This window comes from Ignavibacteriales bacterium (assembly GCA_026390795.1).
Lineage (GTDB): Bacteria > Bacteroidota > Ignavibacteria > Ignavibacteriales > Melioribacteraceae > Fen-1258.
In genome coordinates, this window is the sequence record JAPLFG010000003.1 from 2055062 (window position 1) to 2073741 (window position 18680).

General features: G+C 34.4%; 16 protein-coding genes. All 16 read left to right on the forward strand.

The genetic code is table 11. From position 1 onward, the window contains the following. Positions 1 to 8 precede the first annotated feature (8 nt). The 16 genes from NTX65_12575 (at position 9) to NTX65_12650 (ending at position 17875) form a co-directional block, all read left to right on the forward strand. Positions 9 to 557: a hypothetical protein gene (locus NTX65_12575; GenBank protein MCX6170172.1), complete on the forward strand. Its 549-nt coding sequence runs from the start codon at positions 9 to 11 to the stop codon at positions 555 to 557. A gap of 21 nt (positions 558 to 578) precedes the next feature. Continuing rightward, complete coding sequence (locus NTX65_12580; protein MCX6170173.1) at positions 579 to 1034, forward strand: helix-turn-helix transcriptional regulator; 456 nt, start codon at positions 579 to 581, stop codon at positions 1032 to 1034. Further along, the gene (locus NTX65_12585; GenBank protein MCX6170174.1) at positions 1034 to 1513 is read left to right on the forward strand and encodes a hypothetical protein; all 480 of its coding nucleotides are present in this window, start codon (positions 1034 to 1036) and stop codon (positions 1511 to 1513) included. Before NTX65_12580 ends, NTX65_12585 begins: the two co-directional genes overlap by 1 nt. Positions 1514 to 2029: 516 nt before the next feature. Next, on the forward strand, positions 2030 to 5014 hold the full coding sequence (locus tag NTX65_12590) for a PAS domain S-box protein (protein ID MCX6170175.1): 2985 nt from the start codon (positions 2030 to 2032) through the stop codon (positions 5012 to 5014). 1 nt (position 5015) lies between these two features. Next, a complete protein-coding gene (locus NTX65_12595; protein MCX6170176.1) occupies positions 5016 to 5642 on the forward strand; it encodes a response regulator transcription factor in 627 nt (208 codons plus the stop codon). 145 nt (positions 5643 to 5787) lie between these two features. Beyond that, entirely contained in the window at positions 5788 to 6186 is a 399-nt protein-coding gene (locus NTX65_12600; GenBank protein MCX6170177.1) for a response regulator, read from the forward strand. A gap of 343 nt (positions 6187 to 6529) precedes the next feature. Beyond that, positions 6530 to 7864: a hypothetical protein gene (locus NTX65_12605; protein MCX6170178.1), complete on the forward strand. Its 1335-nt coding sequence runs from the start codon at positions 6530 to 6532 to the stop codon at positions 7862 to 7864. A gap of 83 nt (positions 7865 to 7947) precedes the next feature. Further along, on the forward strand, positions 7948 to 11220 hold the full coding sequence (locus NTX65_12610) for a PAS domain S-box protein (protein ID MCX6170179.1): 3273 nt from the start codon (positions 7948 to 7950) through the stop codon (positions 11218 to 11220). Positions 11221 to 11260: 40 nt separating this feature from the next. After that, positions 11261 to 12013, forward strand: a complete 753-nt coding sequence (locus NTX65_12615) for a LytTR family DNA-binding domain-containing protein (protein MCX6170180.1) — start codon at positions 11261 to 11263, stop codon at positions 12011 to 12013. 130 nt (positions 12014 to 12143) lie between these two features. Next, positions 12144 to 13229, forward strand: coding sequence for a hybrid sensor histidine kinase/response regulator (locus tag NTX65_12620; GenBank protein ID MCX6170181.1), 1086 nt, complete (start codon positions 12144 to 12146; stop codon positions 13227 to 13229). A gap of 21 nt (positions 13230 to 13250) precedes the next feature. Next, positions 13251 to 13598: a hypothetical protein gene (locus NTX65_12625; GenBank protein MCX6170182.1), complete on the forward strand. Its 348-nt coding sequence runs from the start codon at positions 13251 to 13253 to the stop codon at positions 13596 to 13598. Positions 13599 to 13636: 38 nt separating this feature from the next. Then, positions 13637 to 14068, forward strand: coding sequence for a chemotaxis protein CheW (locus NTX65_12630; protein MCX6170183.1), 432 nt, complete (start codon positions 13637 to 13639; stop codon positions 14066 to 14068). Continuing rightward, positions 14065 to 14430, forward strand: coding sequence for a hypothetical protein (locus NTX65_12635; protein MCX6170184.1), 366 nt, complete (start codon positions 14065 to 14067; stop codon positions 14428 to 14430). Before NTX65_12630 ends, NTX65_12635 begins: the two co-directional genes overlap by 4 nt. Before the next feature lie 13 nt (positions 14431 to 14443). Then, positions 14444 to 14929: a chemotaxis protein CheW gene (locus tag NTX65_12640; GenBank protein ID MCX6170185.1), complete on the forward strand. Its 486-nt coding sequence runs from the start codon at positions 14444 to 14446 to the stop codon at positions 14927 to 14929. A gap of 1 nt (position 14930) precedes the next feature. After that, the gene (locus NTX65_12645; protein ID MCX6170186.1) at positions 14931 to 15716 is read left to right on the forward strand and encodes a hypothetical protein; all 786 of its coding nucleotides are present in this window, start codon (positions 14931 to 14933) and stop codon (positions 15714 to 15716) included. Positions 15717 to 15751: 35 nt separating this feature from the next. Then, on the forward strand, positions 15752 to 17875 hold the full coding sequence (locus NTX65_12650; protein MCX6170187.1) for a methyl-accepting chemotaxis protein: 2124 nt from the start codon (positions 15752 to 15754) through the stop codon (positions 17873 to 17875). Positions 17876 to 18680 lie beyond the last annotated feature (805 nt).

Here is an 18680-nt window from a genome sequence, read left to right on the forward strand (position 1 = left end):
TTGATTTTATGCAAATTGTTACTATATTTGAAACTCAAAATCAAGCTCTTTTTTCTTTTAAGTATGACGATCAAGAAACTGACGAATTTGATCGTCTTTTTGATCAATGGCAAGATCTTGAATATTTGGAAGATTTCTTTACTAGAAATAAAAATGATTTAATTGGTGGCTTCTTTGGTACAATTTCTATTGAAGACGCCGTTATGCAAACCCGAAGTGACGCATTAGAACTTCAAAAACAACTATTAGAAATCGAAAATAGTGATGAAAATAGTCCTAAATCGCTCAACTCTTATTTCAAACCTCTCGATAATATTACATATAAACAAGATGACTTGGAAAAAACCAAAGCTTATGGGATTATTGAAAAAAGCTGGATTCGAGTGTACGCTATAAAAGTTCCAGAAAATTATTATGTCATAACTGGTGGAGCTATTAAACTTACAAGAACAATGATTGAACGCGCACATACTCAAAAAGAATTGCAAAGATTAGACAACTGTTTAGCCTTCCTTCGCGCAGAAGGAATATTTGATGAAGACGCATTAAAAGATTAACTCTTAAAACGAAAGAACTATATGAGCTCAGTATCCGAAAGATTAAAAAAAATTGCTTCTAAAGAACCTTCTAAATGGCTTGAAAAAGCTAAATGGCGCGTTACCAACGAAAAATGGCTCGATAAATCAGCTAAAATTGCTCTTACTATTTTAAGAGCTATAAGAGAAAAAGGTATTACTCAAAAAGAATTGGCTGAGAAATTAAATATTTCTCCTCAACAGATAAATAAACTTGTAAAGGGAAATGAAAATCTTACTTTGGAAACAATTTATAAACTGGAAATTGTTTTAGGAATAACTCTCATGGATATTCCTTCATTGCAGACAACTATAAAATCTGTCCCAGAAGGTCTTTATATTCCTCCGGCTTATAAAAAAATGTCTCTTCCTTCTCATAAATTGTCTTATAAAGAAATGCAAGAACCTATCACTTGCCCGGATGTGGATGGAGATTCTAACAGAAAAAAGGCTGCCTAATGAGTGAGACTAAATTAATTAGCTTCCATCTTCTAAATGTTTCAACAGAGCAATTCGCAATTATTGGTGATCCGCCTAAAAAAGATGAAAATTTGAATGTACTAACAAATGTTAGATTTGGTTTCGATCAAAACAATAGGGCTATTGGCGTATTTACACAATTTACATTCAACGATTCTTCAAACACCCCATTTTTATTAATTGAGGGTGGTTGCCATTTCCAAATTGCATCTTCCGATTGGGATTTGCTTAAAAATGTCGAAACCAATTCTATTGTCTTGCCCAAAGGTTTTGTAGCTCACTTATTAATGATATGTGTTGGAACTACTCGTGGTCTTTTGCATTCCAAAACTGAGAATACTCCATTTAACAAATATTTAATACCATTACTTAATGTTACAAAGTTGGTAGAGAAAGATCTCGTTTTTGGTTTAACTGAATCATCCTCTGAAAAAGAACTTGCCTCGACCCCCACTTAATTCATTTTCTAATCTTCTCAACAATTTTTTCACCAGTTCTGCCAACAACATTACCACCCAAACCAATTTGTAATAAAGTCCATGCTTCATTACTCACTCAAAATGCAAACAAACAAAAACTGCAAATATCTGCCACATTTCAGTCATCATCATTTTTCAAAATGTTGAATTAAAAAGTGGAAATGTATTTGTCGTTGAGTATACTACTCTCTGAAGAATATAATTTCATTGATTATTTAAAGTGTTGTGAATTTCAAGTTGCTTCCGAAGAAAGATGATTTCCAGTTGGAGTTGTGTTTTTGATTTGAAGAAACCAAGACAAAAATAGAGTAAAGACTTAAGCATGATGAATTTTACGATTTTTTTTCTGAGAGAAAAGAAAGTGATTCTAGTCTAGAAAGACTGAGATCAGTACGGATAGGATTTTTAATAGGTACACATCTCAACCAATAGAATGCAATTTGTGAACTAAGATTTTATTTTATATGTTTTATCATCATTAAGAAAGTTAATGAGATGTTCAGTCTTTTCAGATTTTCTCTGAAGAAGTTCTCTAAAAGCCCACCTGCACTTATTTTCTGGCCGTTGTTTATTATAAGCATATCTCTGGCTCTAGTTGGGTCCCTTTACTATATATATCAGAAAGAAAAAATTGTAGATGAGAAGCTTTTATTCCTTCGGGCAGTCGCCGACCAAAAATATTTGCAAATAAATGACTGGCTCTCTGGAAGATATTCCCAGCTGGAAGTTATGCGGACCAATCCATATTTACAGAATAATCCACCTGTACCATTCACTAATCCCAACAGCACTAAAAATTTGTCTGAGTGGTCGAAGGCTTTGAAATTTTATTATCAATACGACAACGTAAGTCTAGTTAGTGGTTTCGGGAAGACTCTTCATAAAGTTATACCGGAAAGAGAATATCTTGACAGAATAGATTCAATACAGTGTATGAATTCAGTTAATTTAAATTCAATTACGTTTTCAGATGCAGATGATAAATTCAGTGAAAGGAATTCTTCCAAATTTTATGTCCCTTTAGTTGGTCCCCAGAACAAAGAGAAGAACAAATATGTCTTGATTCTTAAATTTGATCCGAAGAAAACTTTTAATGCAATGCTTAATATACGTGAAGACATTTTTTCAACACTCGAAGTGCTCCTTGTTAAGCCGTTCAACGACGGAATTGTTTACCTGAACACCCCCAAATTTTCAACCGTTGATAAACCATTACTGGATTCTACATACGGGAAGGCGCTTGAAGAAGTCAGCAGAATAAAATCCGATTGGAGTGCACTGGACGGCATTGATTACAGACACGAAAGAGTAGTGGCAGTTCTACAAAAAGTGCCCTTATCAACCTGGACGCTAATTACTAAAATCAATAAATCCGAATTATATACTCCTGTTAAAGATCTTGCGGAAAATATTATACTCGGTTTTATTTCGGCAGATCTTTTATTTGTTCTTTCTCTCCTATTCATTTGGCGAAAAAGTATTCTGGTTAATCACAAAAAAGCCATGAAAGCAGAGCTTGAAAAACTGAAATCTGAAATGCGATTTGACGTTCTTGTGCGGGATATAAAGAACTTTGAAATTCTTCTTCTCGATCCAAACGGGATAATCACTAGCTGGAATTACGGAACTCAATCAGTTAACGGATATAGCAAAGAGGAATTAATAGGGAAGCACTTTTCAATATTTTATATGCAAGAAGAGAGAGAAAATGAAAGACCTGCCGCATTACTTAAAATTGCCACTGAAAAGGGAAGATGCGAATATGAAGGATGGCGGCTGAAAAAGAATGGGGTGAAATTCTGGGCGGAAGTGATTTTAACTTCTTTGAAGGATAGTAATAATGAAATTTATGGATTCATAAAAGTAAGCCGGGATTTAACTGAAAAACTGAGTATAGAAAAAAAATTACTTAATTCGAGGGATTTTCATCTCCAACTCTTCTCCGATTTTCCCAATCCCGTCTGGCGTTCGGACAGCGATGGAAAGTGCTACTATTTTAACAATGCATGGCTGGCGTTTACTGGTAAAAAACTAGAAGATGAATTAGGAGATGGGTGGTTTGAGGACATCCATCCTGAGGATCGTCCCCGGGTCAAGAATGACTATTATTCTTCATTCAGGAAAAGAAACAGCTTTGTACTCGAATACCGTTTAAAAAACAGAATGGCGGAATATAAATGGATTATTGATTACGGAATGCCATTTCACGATCAAGACGGAGAATTTTCGGGTTATATAGGTTCCTGTTACGATATAGACGAGAGGAAAAAATATGCCGAAACAATTGACTCACTACTCAGGATAAGTTCCAAATTATATTCATCACTCGAAATAGATCAGATATTGGATGCACTGGTTATTGAAAGTCTGGGATTGGTGAATGCAGAATGCGGTTTTGCAACAATTATTGACGGAAATAATCTAATGACAAAAAGATACTTCAATAAAGATCATTGGGAGTATCTTAAGATGTATTGGAATCCGCAGAACGGAATCTGCCTGAAATTCAAATCTCTCAATAGTGGTTATTATACCAACGCTGTTGCAAACGATTCATTCATAAATCAGGAATTGGTCCAGAAGTATACAATAAAGCAGGCTATTTCAATTCCCGTTTTCGGATCGAACGGAGAACTTATAAGTTTCTTTGAACTTCATAATCACGAAGAAAATAGGGGGTTTAATAAAGAGGATATTAATCTGCTTAATGCGGTGGCAAAAAATGTTTCGATATCCATTGAAAAATCTCTTAACTATGAGCAGCTTCGAGAAACTGAGAGACAGCTTCGGAATTCAGAAACAGAACTGCGGAATCTTGCCGCGCAGATACAATATGCGCGCGAGACCGAGAGACAAAGAATTGCACGGGAGGTACATGATGAACTCGGGCAGCTTTTTTCTGGTATTAACCTGAATATTTTATTTATAAAAGAAATTCTCGAGCAAAATGGAAACACGAGTCTGCAAAAAATCCTTAATGAATTGGGTGAAGTAAAAAAAATGGTTGATAAAGGCATTCAGTCTGTAAGGGATATCTCAGAGGGACTACGTTCTTATGTCCTTGAACATCTCGGTTTAATTCCGGCAATCCAAGAATATTCTAAGGAATTCACAAGAATCAGCAACATGCGATGTACCGTCACTTCCGATTTCAAAGAAATCAAACTGAACGAAGAAACGAACATTGCGCTCTATAGAATTATTCAGGAGGCGTTAACCAATGCCATGAGACATTCAAATGCGTCAGAGATTAAGATTAAGTTTTCGCTTCTTGAAGAAGCAATCCAAATAAGTATTGAAGATAATGGAATAGGCTTCAACAATAAGAGAGAAAAAATGAAAAACACTTTTGGACTCTTAGGGATGAAAGAAAGGGCGCTTTACATTGGGGGAGCCCTGACGATTGAAAACGGAGTCCACTCAGGAACTGTTATTAAAGTCAAGGTCCCTATGAATGAATCCATTAATCAGGAGAACTGAAATGAATATTATAATTACTGACGACCATAAAGTAGTACGAGAAGGACTAAAAAAAATATTCTCTATGAATAAAGATTTCAAAATCATCGGCGAGGCCACGAGCATTTCGGACCTTATGAAACTGCTTGGCTCCGAGCAGCCCGACATTGTTACTCTTGATATATCTCTGCCGGACCGGAGCGGACTCGACTGTGTTAAAGATCTTAAAGCGATGTATCCTGAATTGAAAATTCTGATATTCAGTATTTATTCAGATGATAAATTTGGGCCGCGTGCATTAAGCATAGGTGCCGACGGTTATTTAAGTAAAAATGCCGAACCGAATGAAATTATAATGGCAATTAATAAAATATCGAAAGGGGGTAAATATCTCAAACAGGAAGTATTAGAAGATCTCCTGCTTTATGGAAACAAATCTGAAAAAGAATACCCGCACGAAAAATTATCCGATCGGGAATTTGAAGTTTTAAGATTAATAGGCCAGGGTTACAAATTAACAAGGATCGCAGAACATTTGAATCTCAGTGTAAATACTGTAGCGTCATATAAATCGAGGATACAGGAAAAACTTAATCTTACTTCCATCGCCTTACTAATTAAATATACAATTGAAAACAATCTTATTTAAAACATAATTAGTACATTTATTTCATGTAGTAATTCCTATTACAAAATATTTCAAAGAAACACCGCATTAAAATCTCTGAATTTTCCGCATAAAAATTATCCCCGCCTTAGTAATTTCAAATCATGAATCATTCGAATGTGAGAAAATGAAAATATTATATGTCGACAACCGTGACCCTGTAAGGGATAAAATGATTAATTACCTCGGAATAGAGGGAACCGGCAAAAGTATATATAGGGCTGACACATCAGTTAGCGCTTTAGATATTTTACAAAAGGAGAACATTGATCTTCTTCTTCTTGACGAAATGACACTTGAAGGGGATGTGCTGTACTTGACTTCCAAAGTAAGTTCATTAAAAAACAGACCAATAATAATATTGCTTACAAACAGTAACCCGTCATATTATTATAGAGTTTATGAGAGCTCAAATATTGACTACTTTTTCGATAAATATAAAGATCTTATAACTTTAAAATTGTTCCTGGGCGGATTAATCAATTCTATAATTACCGGAGAAGAATTAAAAAAAAATTGCTGCTAACTCATTTTTCTTTTTACAGAATTATTCTATTCTAAAGATCATGAATATTAAACAAAGTTATTCCAATCCCCGTTTCGAAAAACAAAATTAATTATTGGAGTAAGAAAAGAGAATGTGCCCTGCGTCATACATGGCTCGAAGTTTAAATAAAAACTAATGAAACATTCGAATTTCTACATGTCGTAAAAACAACCACAGGTTTTATCCCATAAGTACTGCATATACTGGCATTTCTATAATTTATTTTTCTCACGGAAACAGAAAGAAGTTATTATATGGAAAGAAAAATAAAAACAGTACATAGCTTAAACATATAAGATCAACATTAATAAAGGAGACAATAATGAAAAATAATATTCTTTTAAGCAGATTCCTTTTTACAGGAATTGCAATATGTGCATTCCTTATTTCGGGATGCTCACAGGATAACCCTGTAGATTCCAGTGGTATGGGAACTTCAAAAGTTGCGGGAAGATTATCTACAACCGCGGCTTCATCCAATATTTTAAATAAAAGTACATCCATTCAGACTTCATTAGCCGGCGCAGTAGTGATTTTGGCCGAAATACAAGCAGACGGTTCACTTAAGACGGTGTCAACACAAAATGTACAGACTGATGCATCGGGGAAATTTGTTGTCGAGACAAATATACACGGCGAAAATAATCTTGTTGTAATTGCAACTCAGGGGGCTACCGTGTGGAAAGCGATGGTTTCTTCAACCGTTGAGAGCGGAAGTACGGTTTATGCTCCTCCTTTGAATGTGGAGTCAACTACTGCAACTGATCTTTATATTAAGTTGGTAGCCAAGGGACGTGCTAACTCTCTTGATTTAGCAGATCTCAAATTGATGCTTAACACTAATAGTGCTTTGCATCTTCACGGTGATTCAGACGCGCAAGATGCATTCGCAGCAGCTTTGCAGGCTCAGTATCAGGCCATCGTTCAGGCTTCGGCAAACTCATATTTCGGATTATCTGCCAGCCAGATTCAGGCAATGATGCAGGTTAAAGCAAAAGCCGAATCGAATCTTGATTTAGCGTTGTACAATTCGGCAGATTCAGATGATGAAGCGGATAAAGATAAAGACAATTTCCAACAGACAGTATTATCTGGGTACGCAAATAATAATATCAGTGCTAGTGTATATGCAGAATTACTTCGGATAGGTATAACCACCTTTATAAATTCATCAGCTTCAATGAATTCTTCTGCAAGACTTGCTCTGGCACAGTGTTTCAACAAAAGATATTCATTTGTCCTGAACCTTGCGATGATACAGCAATTTCAGGCTTTGGGAGCTTCTTCTGCTCAGATGAATGCCGTTGCATCTGCTGGAGCAGCGCTCGCTTCATCAATAAAAACCGCAGTCGATATCAATGCTATCACAAACGCGTATGTTCAGTACCATTATGCCATTAAATCTCAGATAGAAGTAACATTAGCCGCGTACTCTTCGTTAATTGAATCGCTCGATGTAAGCATTAATGGATTCGGCTCCTCGAAAACAATTCTGAGCGGTTCTATAAGCAGTACAATTTCCGCTGATGTAATTATCAACGCTTATACAGCATTTTTCAATTCAGTAAAGGTGGCAGCGCAATCTTCATTAGCGGCAACGACACAAGCTCAAATTAGTGCTGCATCCCAGGTATTAATAATGTCAAATATGAATTGATACTACTATATGAAACGCTATAAAAAAGTGAGATAAGAAAGTTGACTAATTAACTGTTTCAATAATTTATTAGAGATCAAAAAATGTTACAGTTAATACTAAAAGATAGACTTCATAGACTTCAATTCGCAATTAAGAGAGCACTTGATAGTTCAAAAGAAAAAGAAATCCGGCTAAAAACGGAGATGTTATTGGCGGCTTCCGAAGTTCAGTATCGCCGTCTTTTTGAATCGATTAAAGAAGGAATACTTATTCTCAACATAGAAACTGGAAAGATTATTGATGTCAATCCTTTTTTGATTGAGTTGCTCGGTTACTCAAAAGAAGAATTACTTGAAAAAGAGGTTTGGGAAATAAACTCCTTTAAAAATATAGTTGCTAACAAAGATAAATTTTTAGAACTACAGCAGAAAGAATATGTCCGTTATAAAAACTTACCTCTTGAAACATCCGATGGAAGAAAAATCAATGTTGAGTTCGTAAGCAATATATATTCGGTAAACTCTCACAAAGTAGTTCAATGTAATATTCGTGACATTACAGAGCGAAAGATAATCGAACAAAGGATTCAAGATAATGAAAAGCTTTTTAGAGCAATCATTGATCAATCCCCAATCGCAATAGCACTACTGGACTTGCAAGGCCACCCGATCATATCAAATTTATCCTTATCTAATATGGTCGGTTATAGTAATGATGAATTGTCCAAAATGAAGTTTACTGAATTCACATATCCGGAAGATGTTGATAAAGATATGAACCAATTTACTGATTTGATTGATGGAAAAATATCCAAGTACAGTATGGAAAAAAGATATGTTCATAAAAATGGAAATCTTGTTTGGGCTAATCTTTTTGTTGCAATGCTACGCGATGAAAACGGAAATGGTCAAGAAATTATAGGAATGGCTGAAGACATTACTGAACGTAAACTTGCGGAAGAGGAACTGAAAGAATCACAGTTGCTCATCGAAAGGATTATCGACGCGATACCTGTGCGGGTATTCTGGAAGGATAAGAATCTCATTTACTTGGGTTGTAACGTGATATTTGCGCGCGATGCGGGATTTACCGAACCAAAGGACGTAATCGGGAAAGATGATTACCAGATGGTGTGGCATGATCAGGCGGAATTGTATCGTAACGATGATCATCATGTCATCGAGAGCGGCTCTTCTATGCTTAACATCGAAGAGCCTTCGAAAACTCCTGAAGGGAACTTCATAGCACTTCTTACCAGCAAGGTACCTCTGCGAAGTTCTAAGGGAGAGATCATCGGCATACTCGGAACGTATCTGGACATCACTGAGCGCAAACTAGCAGAAGAAAAAGCTAATAATCTCGCCGCAATAGTTGAATCGTCTGAAGACGCAATAATAGGGAAAAATTTAGATGGAGTAATTACGAGTTGGAATAAAGGCGCAGAAAAAATTTATGGTTATACAGAAAATGAAATGATTGGGAAATCGATATCATTACTGGTTCCACTTAAAAATAATAATGAGGTGCCGGTAATTCTTGAAAAATTGAAATTAGGTGAGATTATAGATCACTATGAAACAATACGAGAAAAAAAAGATGGGAAAGAAATTTATATGTCACTTTCCATCTCTCCTATCAAAGATCAGGAAGGTAAAATAATTGGAGCATCATCAATTGGACGCGACATTACAGAACGCAAGCGGATTGAAGAGGAAATGAAGCTACTTATTAAGTTACAAGAATTTTTAATGAACATGTCCACCACATTTATTAATCTTCCTCTGGAAACAGTTGAATCAAATATTCAAGTTTCGCTAAAAGAATTAGGAAGTTTAGTTGATGCCGATAGAGTTTATATTATGAGTTACGACTTAGACAATAAAGTGGCCAGTGCTACTCATGAATGGTGTAATTTGGGTATCGAATCAATGTTCGCTAGTTTTCAAAAAATTCCTATTACTAACATTCCGGATTTAACACTAAAGACTCATTTGCGTGGTGAACAAGTGCTTATACAAGATGTCTCAACATTATCACCGGGAGAGCTGAGAGATTTTATTATGCGTATGGGACATAAAAGCTCTATAAGTATTCCCCTAATGAATGCAGACAACTGCTTAGGAGCAATCGGTTTTCATTGGATTAAAAAGCTACATACTTTTTCAGGTAACGAAAAGCGTCTCTTAATAGTGTTTGCGAACATGTTAGTGAATCTTCAACAACGCAAACGAACCGAAGAAGAATTGAACAAGTATAGAGATCATCTAGTGGATATGGTTGAAGAAAGAACCGCAGAACTCAAACAATCGCAGGAAACATTTAGAGCTCTTGCAGAAAACATAAAAGATGTTATAATCAGGGTCAACAAAAACTTTCAATTTTTATATATGAACTCCGCTTTGCAAGATTTATTTGGTATAACTACAAGTCATTATATCGGCAAGTCACTTAGCGAGTTGAATTTCCCTAAAAATATTGTGAATGGATTTGAAACATTAATAAAACAAGTATTCGATACCACACAAAGCCAACGTGTCGAATTTAAATTGCCAAATGGAATTTGGGCAGATTTGTTGGCTATGCCGGAATATGATATAAATGGCAAAGTAGGCACTGTAATTATTTCAGCAAGAGATATAACCGAAATCAAAAAACTTCAGTTGGAAATTCAAGAAGCACTAAAGAAAGAAAAAGAACTGAACGAGTTAAAAAATAATTTTATCTCAATGGTTTCACATGAATTTAGAACCCCACTGACTACTGTATTATCTTCATCAGATTTTTTGGAATCAGCTATTGAAACGATGGATTCTCAAAAAAAATCAAAATACTTTAATAGAATTAGAAAAAATGTTGAGAACATGACATATATGTTGGAGGAAGTTTTGTTTTTAAACAAGATGGAAAGCGAAAAAATAAGTGTGAACAAAGAAGAAATATATTTGCATCAGTATTGTAAAGAAATATTCGAAGAAATAAGTGAGTCATTTCCACAGATTAAATCAACACTGCATATAAAATTGGATAGGGATTATTTTAAAGTTGATTCTCGATTGTTAAGAAAGATTTTAGAAAATCTAATTTCAAATGCTTTCAAATATAACAATGAAAATGGGTCCGTTAATTTTAGAGTAAATTCATCAACCGATCGATTGCGATTTGAAATAGAAGATACTGGAATAGGTATCCCTGAAGAAGAAAAAACAAATGTTTATCAATCGTTCACACGAATGTCTAATTCTCAAAATATTAAAGGAAGCGGATTAGGATTAAGTATTACAAAAAAAACTGTTGATAAATTGGGAGGTGAAATTTCATTTACAAGTAAAGAAAAAGAGGGCACCACATTTATCGTTATAATTCCGATTAATTGAAAAAAAATATATTTTGAGTCATTCAAAGCTGGTCCTATAAATGTATAAATTACTTATTATTGAAGACGAAGAGGAAATATTAGATACCTTTAAAGATGTTTTTGAGCATGATGGTAATATAACATATACGGCGTCTAACGGATTAGAAGGTCTAAAATTAGCTCTTGAACATACCCCAGATTTAATCTTGTGTGATATAACGATGCCGGTTTTGGACGGATTTCAACTCAAGAAAAAATTAAAGGAAAACAAGAAGACACAAGATATACCATTTATATTTTTGACTGCTAAAACTGATATTAAGATTATGCGCGAGGGAATGAAACTAGGTGCTGATGATTATATAGTAAAGCCGGTGTCAAATAAGGAACTTCAGAAGATTGTCTATGATCGTCTCCAGAGAATTCAGGAATTAAGCACAAAGATTAGTAACAAAAACGAATTAACAAAATTGACTCCTGAAAGCAGAATTATTATAAATTACGGTAAAGCAAGTAAACTTGTTTCATTAAATGAAATTCTTTTTATTGATGTAGTGGAACATTATTCCAACCTGAATCTGATTGATGGAAAAAAGACAGTTCAAAAAAAATCATTAAAAAGTTGGGAAGAAATTTTACCTCCAGAAACATTTCTGAGGGTTCACCATAATACTATTGTTAATCTAAATCATATTGATAGAATTGAACCGTATTTTAACGGCGCTCTAGTTCTAAAAATGAAATATAGTGGAAATACTATTATGTGTAGTAAACGCTATTCTCAAAAGATTAAAAGTATATTCAAGAAATAATTAGCCCCTTTTTAACCACACCACTTGGTGCTTAATACCTCCCACTTATTATAAAAACATCTCATTTAGGAATATTGAGTATAGAAATAGTATTTGATTACGACAATATGCATATAAAAAGAATAATAATATGCAAAAAACAATTCTTGTTATAGAAGATGATATAGAACTCAGAGAAACAATCATAGATATTCTTCATGAGGCATCTTATACTGTTATTACAGCGGCTAATGGAGAAGAAGCCGTAAAACAATTACGGCAAAAAATACCAGACTTGATTATTTCCGATATAATAATGCCTAAAATGAATGGTTATGAATTATTTGAATATGTTCAAAACTCAAAAAGATATAAACAAGTACAGTTTGTATTTCTTACTGCCAAAAGCTCAAACCAGGATTTTAGAAAAGGAATGTCGATGGGTGCCGATGGTTATTTAACAAAACCATTCAAGTCGAGCGAACTACTAAAAATGATAGAAACGAGACTACATAAGAAAGAATATTTCGAGGAAATGTCTAGGGATATTAGAGAAATTATTGCTCTCTCTGTTCCGCACGAGTTAAGAACACCGTTGACACCAATTCTTGGTTACTCCGAAATGATGGTAGAATACTCTAAATCTATATCACAGAAAGAGATTGAAGAAATGGGTCTTGCTATTCAGGAGAGTGCATTACGTCTTCGTACAACGATTGAAAAATTCATTCTCTTTTCAAATATACAATACGAATTAGGTGAATTGTATGAGAATAGTATTCTTAAAAATAATTCGGTAAAAGAAATTACAGCGCGGGTTCTTAATGTGGTACATGAAGAAAAAAAACATACCAAAAAGATGGTTAAAACGGAAATTGAAATTGATGAAAGCCCGTTAAAAATAGATGAATTTTATTTTGATGCATTAATGAAAGAATTGACTGAAAATGCATTCAAATTTTCATTCCCGAATACTACAATAAAAGTATTAGGAAAAAACAAAACCGATTTGTACGAACTATCCTTTGAAAATATAGGTAAAGGATTTACAAAAGAACAAATAGAAAAGATTAACATTTTTAATAAACAATATGACAAAACTATGCCCGGAAGCGGACTGGGATTACCAATTGTAAAAAAAATTGTAGAATTCTTTGACGGCAATCTTAAAATTCAGTGCTTACCCGAAAGCGCTACAAGAGTAACGATTCAATTACCAATTGCCGATATAGAATGATTTATATATGAGAGGTTAAACATGAAAAAGGGATTTAAAATATTTATCGGTTACAATGAAAAGAAAAATGAAGAAGATGCTGTACTGTCTTTGGAAATAGTGTTGATGTTTACATCTATGCTTCAGAAGCAATTAAATCTGCTAAATGAAAAATTGTTAACATGTATCAAAGAGGAAGAAAGTAACTACGAAAATATAACTCATACCTTAAATGTAATTGAGCATAATATCGATAGGATAAAACATACATTATTTTGCCTGGCTACCGGTGTAAGTATTTCAATTAAATCGTTTGAGAATTTGATTGAGGAAGTATCATCACATCAGCGAGTCGTTGAAAATATCTTGAAGAACCTTGGGAATAATTAATCAATAAAAAAGATAAGAAAAATTAACATGAGGTTAGCGTGAAGAGAGAGGGGTTTTCAAAGAGCGAATCGAACGAACTTCTTCAACTAGTTAGTTTTGAATTAAATAGAGAAGAGTTCGGAATTGATATCCTTATGGTTCATGAAATAATTAGGATGATTCAAATTACAAAAGTTCCTAACTCACCAGACTTTATTGAAGGCGTTGTAAATCTAAGAGGAAGAGTGATACCTGTAGTCAATCTTCGAAGTAAACTCGGAATGCCCGAACTAAATAAAAAAATGATTGTACCATTTAATCAACTTCGCAACGAAGAATCTTTCAAAGCAGGATTGGGATTCGGACTGGCCATCGTTAAATCAATAATAGAATTATACTACGTCTTTCTAAACATAGAAATCCAAGAAGGAGTCAGGACAACAATTGAATTTGGAATTCCATTAAGCAATAAACATGGAGAATCAAAATGAAAAACACATTAATTATTTCTTATGATTTTTTTAGAAAAGTTTTGAGTCTTGCCGAATACCTGGAGCATAGTTCACAAAGTTTAATTTGTCTGATCGGCGAATTAGAAAAAAATAATGCGTATGAAAAACATTCAATGAAAAATTTAAACAGTGAGCTATCCTCTCTCAATAACAGAGCACATAAAATTAAAGAAGAACTTGTTTATGCCGCAGTCCATCAGGAAGGAGTTATGAGTAATGATGAACCATTCAAAAATAGTTTTAAAAAATTGTCCGAGGATTTCAAGAAAATAAACGCAATCTGCGAAGAAATTGCAGAACCAATTTATTTCATAAATGAAAAAGGCAAATTAACTAAATAAGGAGAACTGTTAAATGAGTAACGTAAATCAAAAGAAAGATGATTCCAACGAACTTCTCCAGCTTGTAAGTTTCAAGATTGGAAGCGAGGAATTTGGAGTCGACATTCTCAATGTTCAAGAAATCAACAAGATGACACAAATAACTAAAGTCCCTAATTCACCTGTGTTCGTTGAAGGCGTTATCAACTTGAGAGGAAGAGTCATTCCGGTTATTGATTTTAGAACCCGATTGAACATGGAGAAAAAGGAACACGATAAAGACACAAGAATCATTGTAGTAGAAATTGAGACAAGAACTATCGGGTTTATAGTTGATTCTGTAAATGAAGTATTACGCATTCCGGTGAACATAACAGAAGCACCGCCTTCAATAGTAACAAGTGTAGATTCGGACTTCATTAAATCTGTCGGCAAACTTGACGACCGGCTTCTAATTCTTATTGATCTTGATAAAGTTTTACTTAAAGAAGAATCGGGACAATTACAGGTTGCGGTGTAAGATGAAACGCATAAAAATCTACATATCGATTTTATTAATATCCTTGATTGCGAATACTAATCTATTCGGGCAAATAAGCGGAATATCAGGATCAAAGTTACTGGTGCCACGTGCGAGTACAATATCTTTGGTTCATTTCGAATTTGAACCTTCGTTCTCCGTATTCAGCTCTCACGAGTGTTACAATATCAATGGCAGTACTGATAATCTTTCTAACCGCCATGTGGTATCTTCTTTATCCTTCAGAATCACTATGGGAGTTTTAGAAAATTTAGAATTCGGTACTTCATTCTCAACAGGACTTCAAGATATCTTCATAGGTACTAAATTTACCGCGGTCACAAATGAATACACTAATGTGGCACTTATTGTAGGGGGTTCTTTGCCGGCGGGTAATTTTTCCGACACAGCTCTCTCTTCAGATTATACGGCAAAATATTCCTACTCTGCGGGATTCATCGTTTCGCAAAAAATAAACGATAAATTTTCCGTTGATGGAATATTTACATATTCAAAAATAAACGGCTCTTCGGATTTCAATCATCTTCTGAATTACGGATTAAGTTTTGGTCTCTTTATTAGCCAGAATTTTCAAGCCGTTGCAGAATTAAATGGTTTTACAACGTACGATAGAATATTTCATTCTAACAAAATTTCTGTTACACCCGGGTTCACTTATCAGTTTTCTCAAAACCTGCTAATTGTATTCGGAATGCAGAATGATATTCTTGGCAGGAACGAACTAAGCGGTACAAACTATGTAACGGCTTTTACAATGAGTTTTTAATAAAACATTATTATTAAACAATAAGGAATACTAAAATGAACTGGTTCAAGAATCTTAAAATCAAAGCAAAACTATTAGTTAGTTTTTTATTAGTATCATTTATTACCGGAGTTGTTGGATATATCGGGGTATTGAAACTTAAACAAGCCGATGACAGCGACACATTTTTATACGAAAAAAATACAGTACCTATCGCAATTATTAGTGATCTTCGGACGGACTTTCAGAAACAGAGAGTGAATACACTTGAAGCAATTATTAATGCAAAAGATCCGGTAAAACAGGCTGAGGCAATTAAACAAATACAGGAAAGAGATGCGGCTATTAAATTGAACATACCTGAATACGAAAAAACTTACATTGATGAAAACGATAAGAAACAATTTGAAGAATTCAAAGCGGCATGGAATGAGTACCTTCCTAAAAGAGAAGCATTAATAGCATTATCCAACCAGAATCAAGATCAAGCTCTCGCAAATCTTAGAGGTGATTTCGATGCATCCATAACAAAAGTACAAGATTTACTGTATAAAATTAATGACCTCAACGGAAAATCTGCAAAAGAAAGATCGGATTCAAATACTGTTGAAGCGGATTCTGCATCAAGGACTATGATTATATTCATGGTTGTTGGTGTTCTTTTAGCAGTCATAATCGGCTGGTTGCTTGCAGGTTATTTTTCAAAAGCTGTTAATAAGGTAAAAGATAGGATGAAACAGTTAGAGTCGGTTTGTATTACAAATCTTGGCAACGGGCTGATGGGAATGTCGAAAGGTAATCTTTCTCTGAAGGTGGAGAAAGCAACTAATAATTTGGAAGTTAAAACAAAAGATGAAATTGGAGAAATGACTGAAGTATTTAATTCCATGCTTTCAAAGGCACAAGCAGGTATCGATGCATACGAAGGTGTAAGAGCAAAGATTAACATGCTTACAGCAGAACTTCAGCAATTAATTGAAGATTCGAAAAATGGATTGCTTGATAACAGAGGCGATGTAACAAAATTCGAAGGTGCTTATAATGGCATAGTTAATGGAATGAATGAAATGCTTGACGCTGTAATTCTTCCTGTTCAAGACGGTGCCAAAGTTTTAGAAGTTATGGCAACCGGAGATTTTACTCAACGAGTAACAGCAGAATACAAAGGCCAGCATAAAATGATAAAACAGAGCATCAATAATCTTGGAGATTCTGTTGGAAGTATATTGAGAGAAGTTAGTGAAGCAGTCCAAGCCACAGCAAGTGCAAGTAATCAAATCTCATCAAGTACAGAAGAGATGTCAGCAGGCGCTCAAGAGCAAAGTGCTCAAACAACTGAAGTTGCAGGTGCTGTTGAAGAGATGACAAAGACAATCTTTGAAACAACTAAGAATTCAGGACAGGCATCAGATGCTGCTAAAAATGCAGGTAATATTGCAAAAGAAGGCGGCAAAGTTGTCGGCGAGACAATTGATGGTATGAATAAAATTGCAGAAGTAGTTCAGAGATCGGCTGACACAGTTCAAGTATTAGGCAAGAGAAGTGATGAAATTGGTGAGATCGTTCAAGTGATTGATGATATAGCAGATCAAACTAATTTGTTGGCGTTGAATGCAGCCATAGAAGCCGCGCGCGCCGGTGAACAAGGAAGAGGATTTGCAGTTGTTGCCGATGAAGTTAGAAAATTAGCAGAACGCACAACCAAAGCAACAAAAGAAATTGCTACAATGATTCGCCAAATTCAGAAAGACACAGAGGGCGCAGTTGTATCAATGCAACAAGGAACAGAAGAAGTAGAAAAAGGAAAAGCATTGGCTGAAAAAGCAGGTCAATCACTTAAAGAAATTATTACCGGCGCTCAGGATGTAGTTGATATGTCTACACAAGTAGCAGCGGCAAGTGAAGAACAATCGAGCGCGGCTGAACAGATCAGTAAGAATATAGAATCGATAAGCAGTGTAACCCAACAAAGCGCAGCCGGCGTTCAACAGATAGCAAAAGCAGCGGAAGATCTAAATAGGTTGACTGATAATCTTCAAAATCTTGTTTCTCAGTTTAAAATAAATGAAAGCGATAATGTATTAAAGTCAAACTTCGAAGTAAAAAATATTAGTCATAAGGATAATGGTTCGCATACACAATTGGCAGTAAGAAAAAATGGAAAATTAATTCATTCTTAAGTATTTCTTAAAGGAGGTAATAGGTTTATTACCTCCTTTATATAATGGGAAAAAAGTGCATAATGAAAAATATAATCAAACTGGATAAACTGAAGTCAACTATGAAAAAAACTAACGCAATTATTATTTATTGCTTCTGTCCCTATTCTTTATTCATAGTGCAGCTAAAAATGAAAATATAAATAGTAATGTATATAAGAGATTTTTAGAATAATGAAATTCTTAATATGATTTTTACTCCAAACTAAATTTAAATGAGGAGTCAAAAATAAAAAATAAAATTGCAAATATTCTGATTGTAATAATTGGTCTTGTATTATTTTCAGCTTCAAATTGGATTGCTGAGACGTCATTTACAAATGGTACGCAAAGTTTATTAGAGGTTACCGGAGTAATTGCAATTATTGGAGCTATGCTGGTAATGTTTTCAATTATTAATATTACTTCAATAATATTTACTAAAGTATGGAATGAAAATTATTCCCTGAAGGAATAAATAGAATTAATTATAAGCAATGTTTCAATAAAGCCTGCTATTCGAATCAATACATAAACCTAAATAACTTCTAAGTAATCAAAGAATTGTCCATATTCAAAACCTCAACCACAAAGAAATCAAACAGATGATGAAGAATTGGAGCGGCAATTCATGCTCTGTGTAGACGGTGTAGTTGGTTGTATTTGGAAATGACTTGGTCACAAAATGGTCAAAACATTTTGAAAAACTGCAAATTTAAGCTAAAACAAGCGAAATTTTACCAAGGCAACGAATCCCTGACTCTCCGCTTAGTAAAATAAAACCTCG

Coding starts and splice junctions, on each gene's coding strand:
- NTX65_12575 (MCX6170172.1), top strand. CDS start 9: ATGCAAATTGTTACTATATTTGAAACTCAAAATCAAGCTCTTTTTTCT.
- NTX65_12580 (MCX6170173.1), top strand. CDS start 579: ATGAGCTCAGTATCCGAAAGATTAAAAAAAATTGCTTCTAAAGAACCT.
- NTX65_12585 (MCX6170174.1), top strand. CDS start 1,034: ATGAGTGAGACTAAATTAATTAGCTTCCATCTTCTAAATGTTTCAACA.
- NTX65_12590 (MCX6170175.1), top strand. CDS start 2,030: ATGTTCAGTCTTTTCAGATTTTCTCTGAAGAAGTTCTCTAAAAGCCCA.
- NTX65_12595 (MCX6170176.1), top strand. CDS start 5,016: ATGAATATTATAATTACTGACGACCATAAAGTAGTACGAGAAGGACTA.
- NTX65_12600 (MCX6170177.1), top strand. CDS start 5,788: ATGAAAATATTATATGTCGACAACCGTGACCCTGTAAGGGATAAAATG.
- NTX65_12605 (MCX6170178.1), top strand. CDS start 6,530: ATGAAAAATAATATTCTTTTAAGCAGATTCCTTTTTACAGGAATTGCA.
- NTX65_12610 (MCX6170179.1), top strand. CDS start 7,948: ATGTTACAGTTAATACTAAAAGATAGACTTCATAGACTTCAATTCGCA.
- NTX65_12615 (MCX6170180.1), top strand. CDS start 11,261: ATGTATAAATTACTTATTATTGAAGACGAAGAGGAAATATTAGATACC.
- NTX65_12620 (MCX6170181.1), top strand. CDS start 12,144: ATGCAAAAAACAATTCTTGTTATAGAAGATGATATAGAACTCAGAGAA.
- NTX65_12625 (MCX6170182.1), top strand. CDS start 13,251: ATGAAAAAGGGATTTAAAATATTTATCGGTTACAATGAAAAGAAAAAT.
- NTX65_12635 (MCX6170184.1), top strand. CDS start 14,065: ATGAAAAACACATTAATTATTTCTTATGATTTTTTTAGAAAAGTTTTG.
- NTX65_12640 (MCX6170185.1), top strand. CDS start 14,444: ATGAGTAACGTAAATCAAAAGAAAGATGATTCCAACGAACTTCTCCAG.
- NTX65_12645 (MCX6170186.1), top strand. CDS start 14,931: ATGAAACGCATAAAAATCTACATATCGATTTTATTAATATCCTTGATT.
- NTX65_12650 (MCX6170187.1), top strand. CDS start 15,752: ATGAACTGGTTCAAGAATCTTAAAATCAAAGCAAAACTATTAGTTAGT.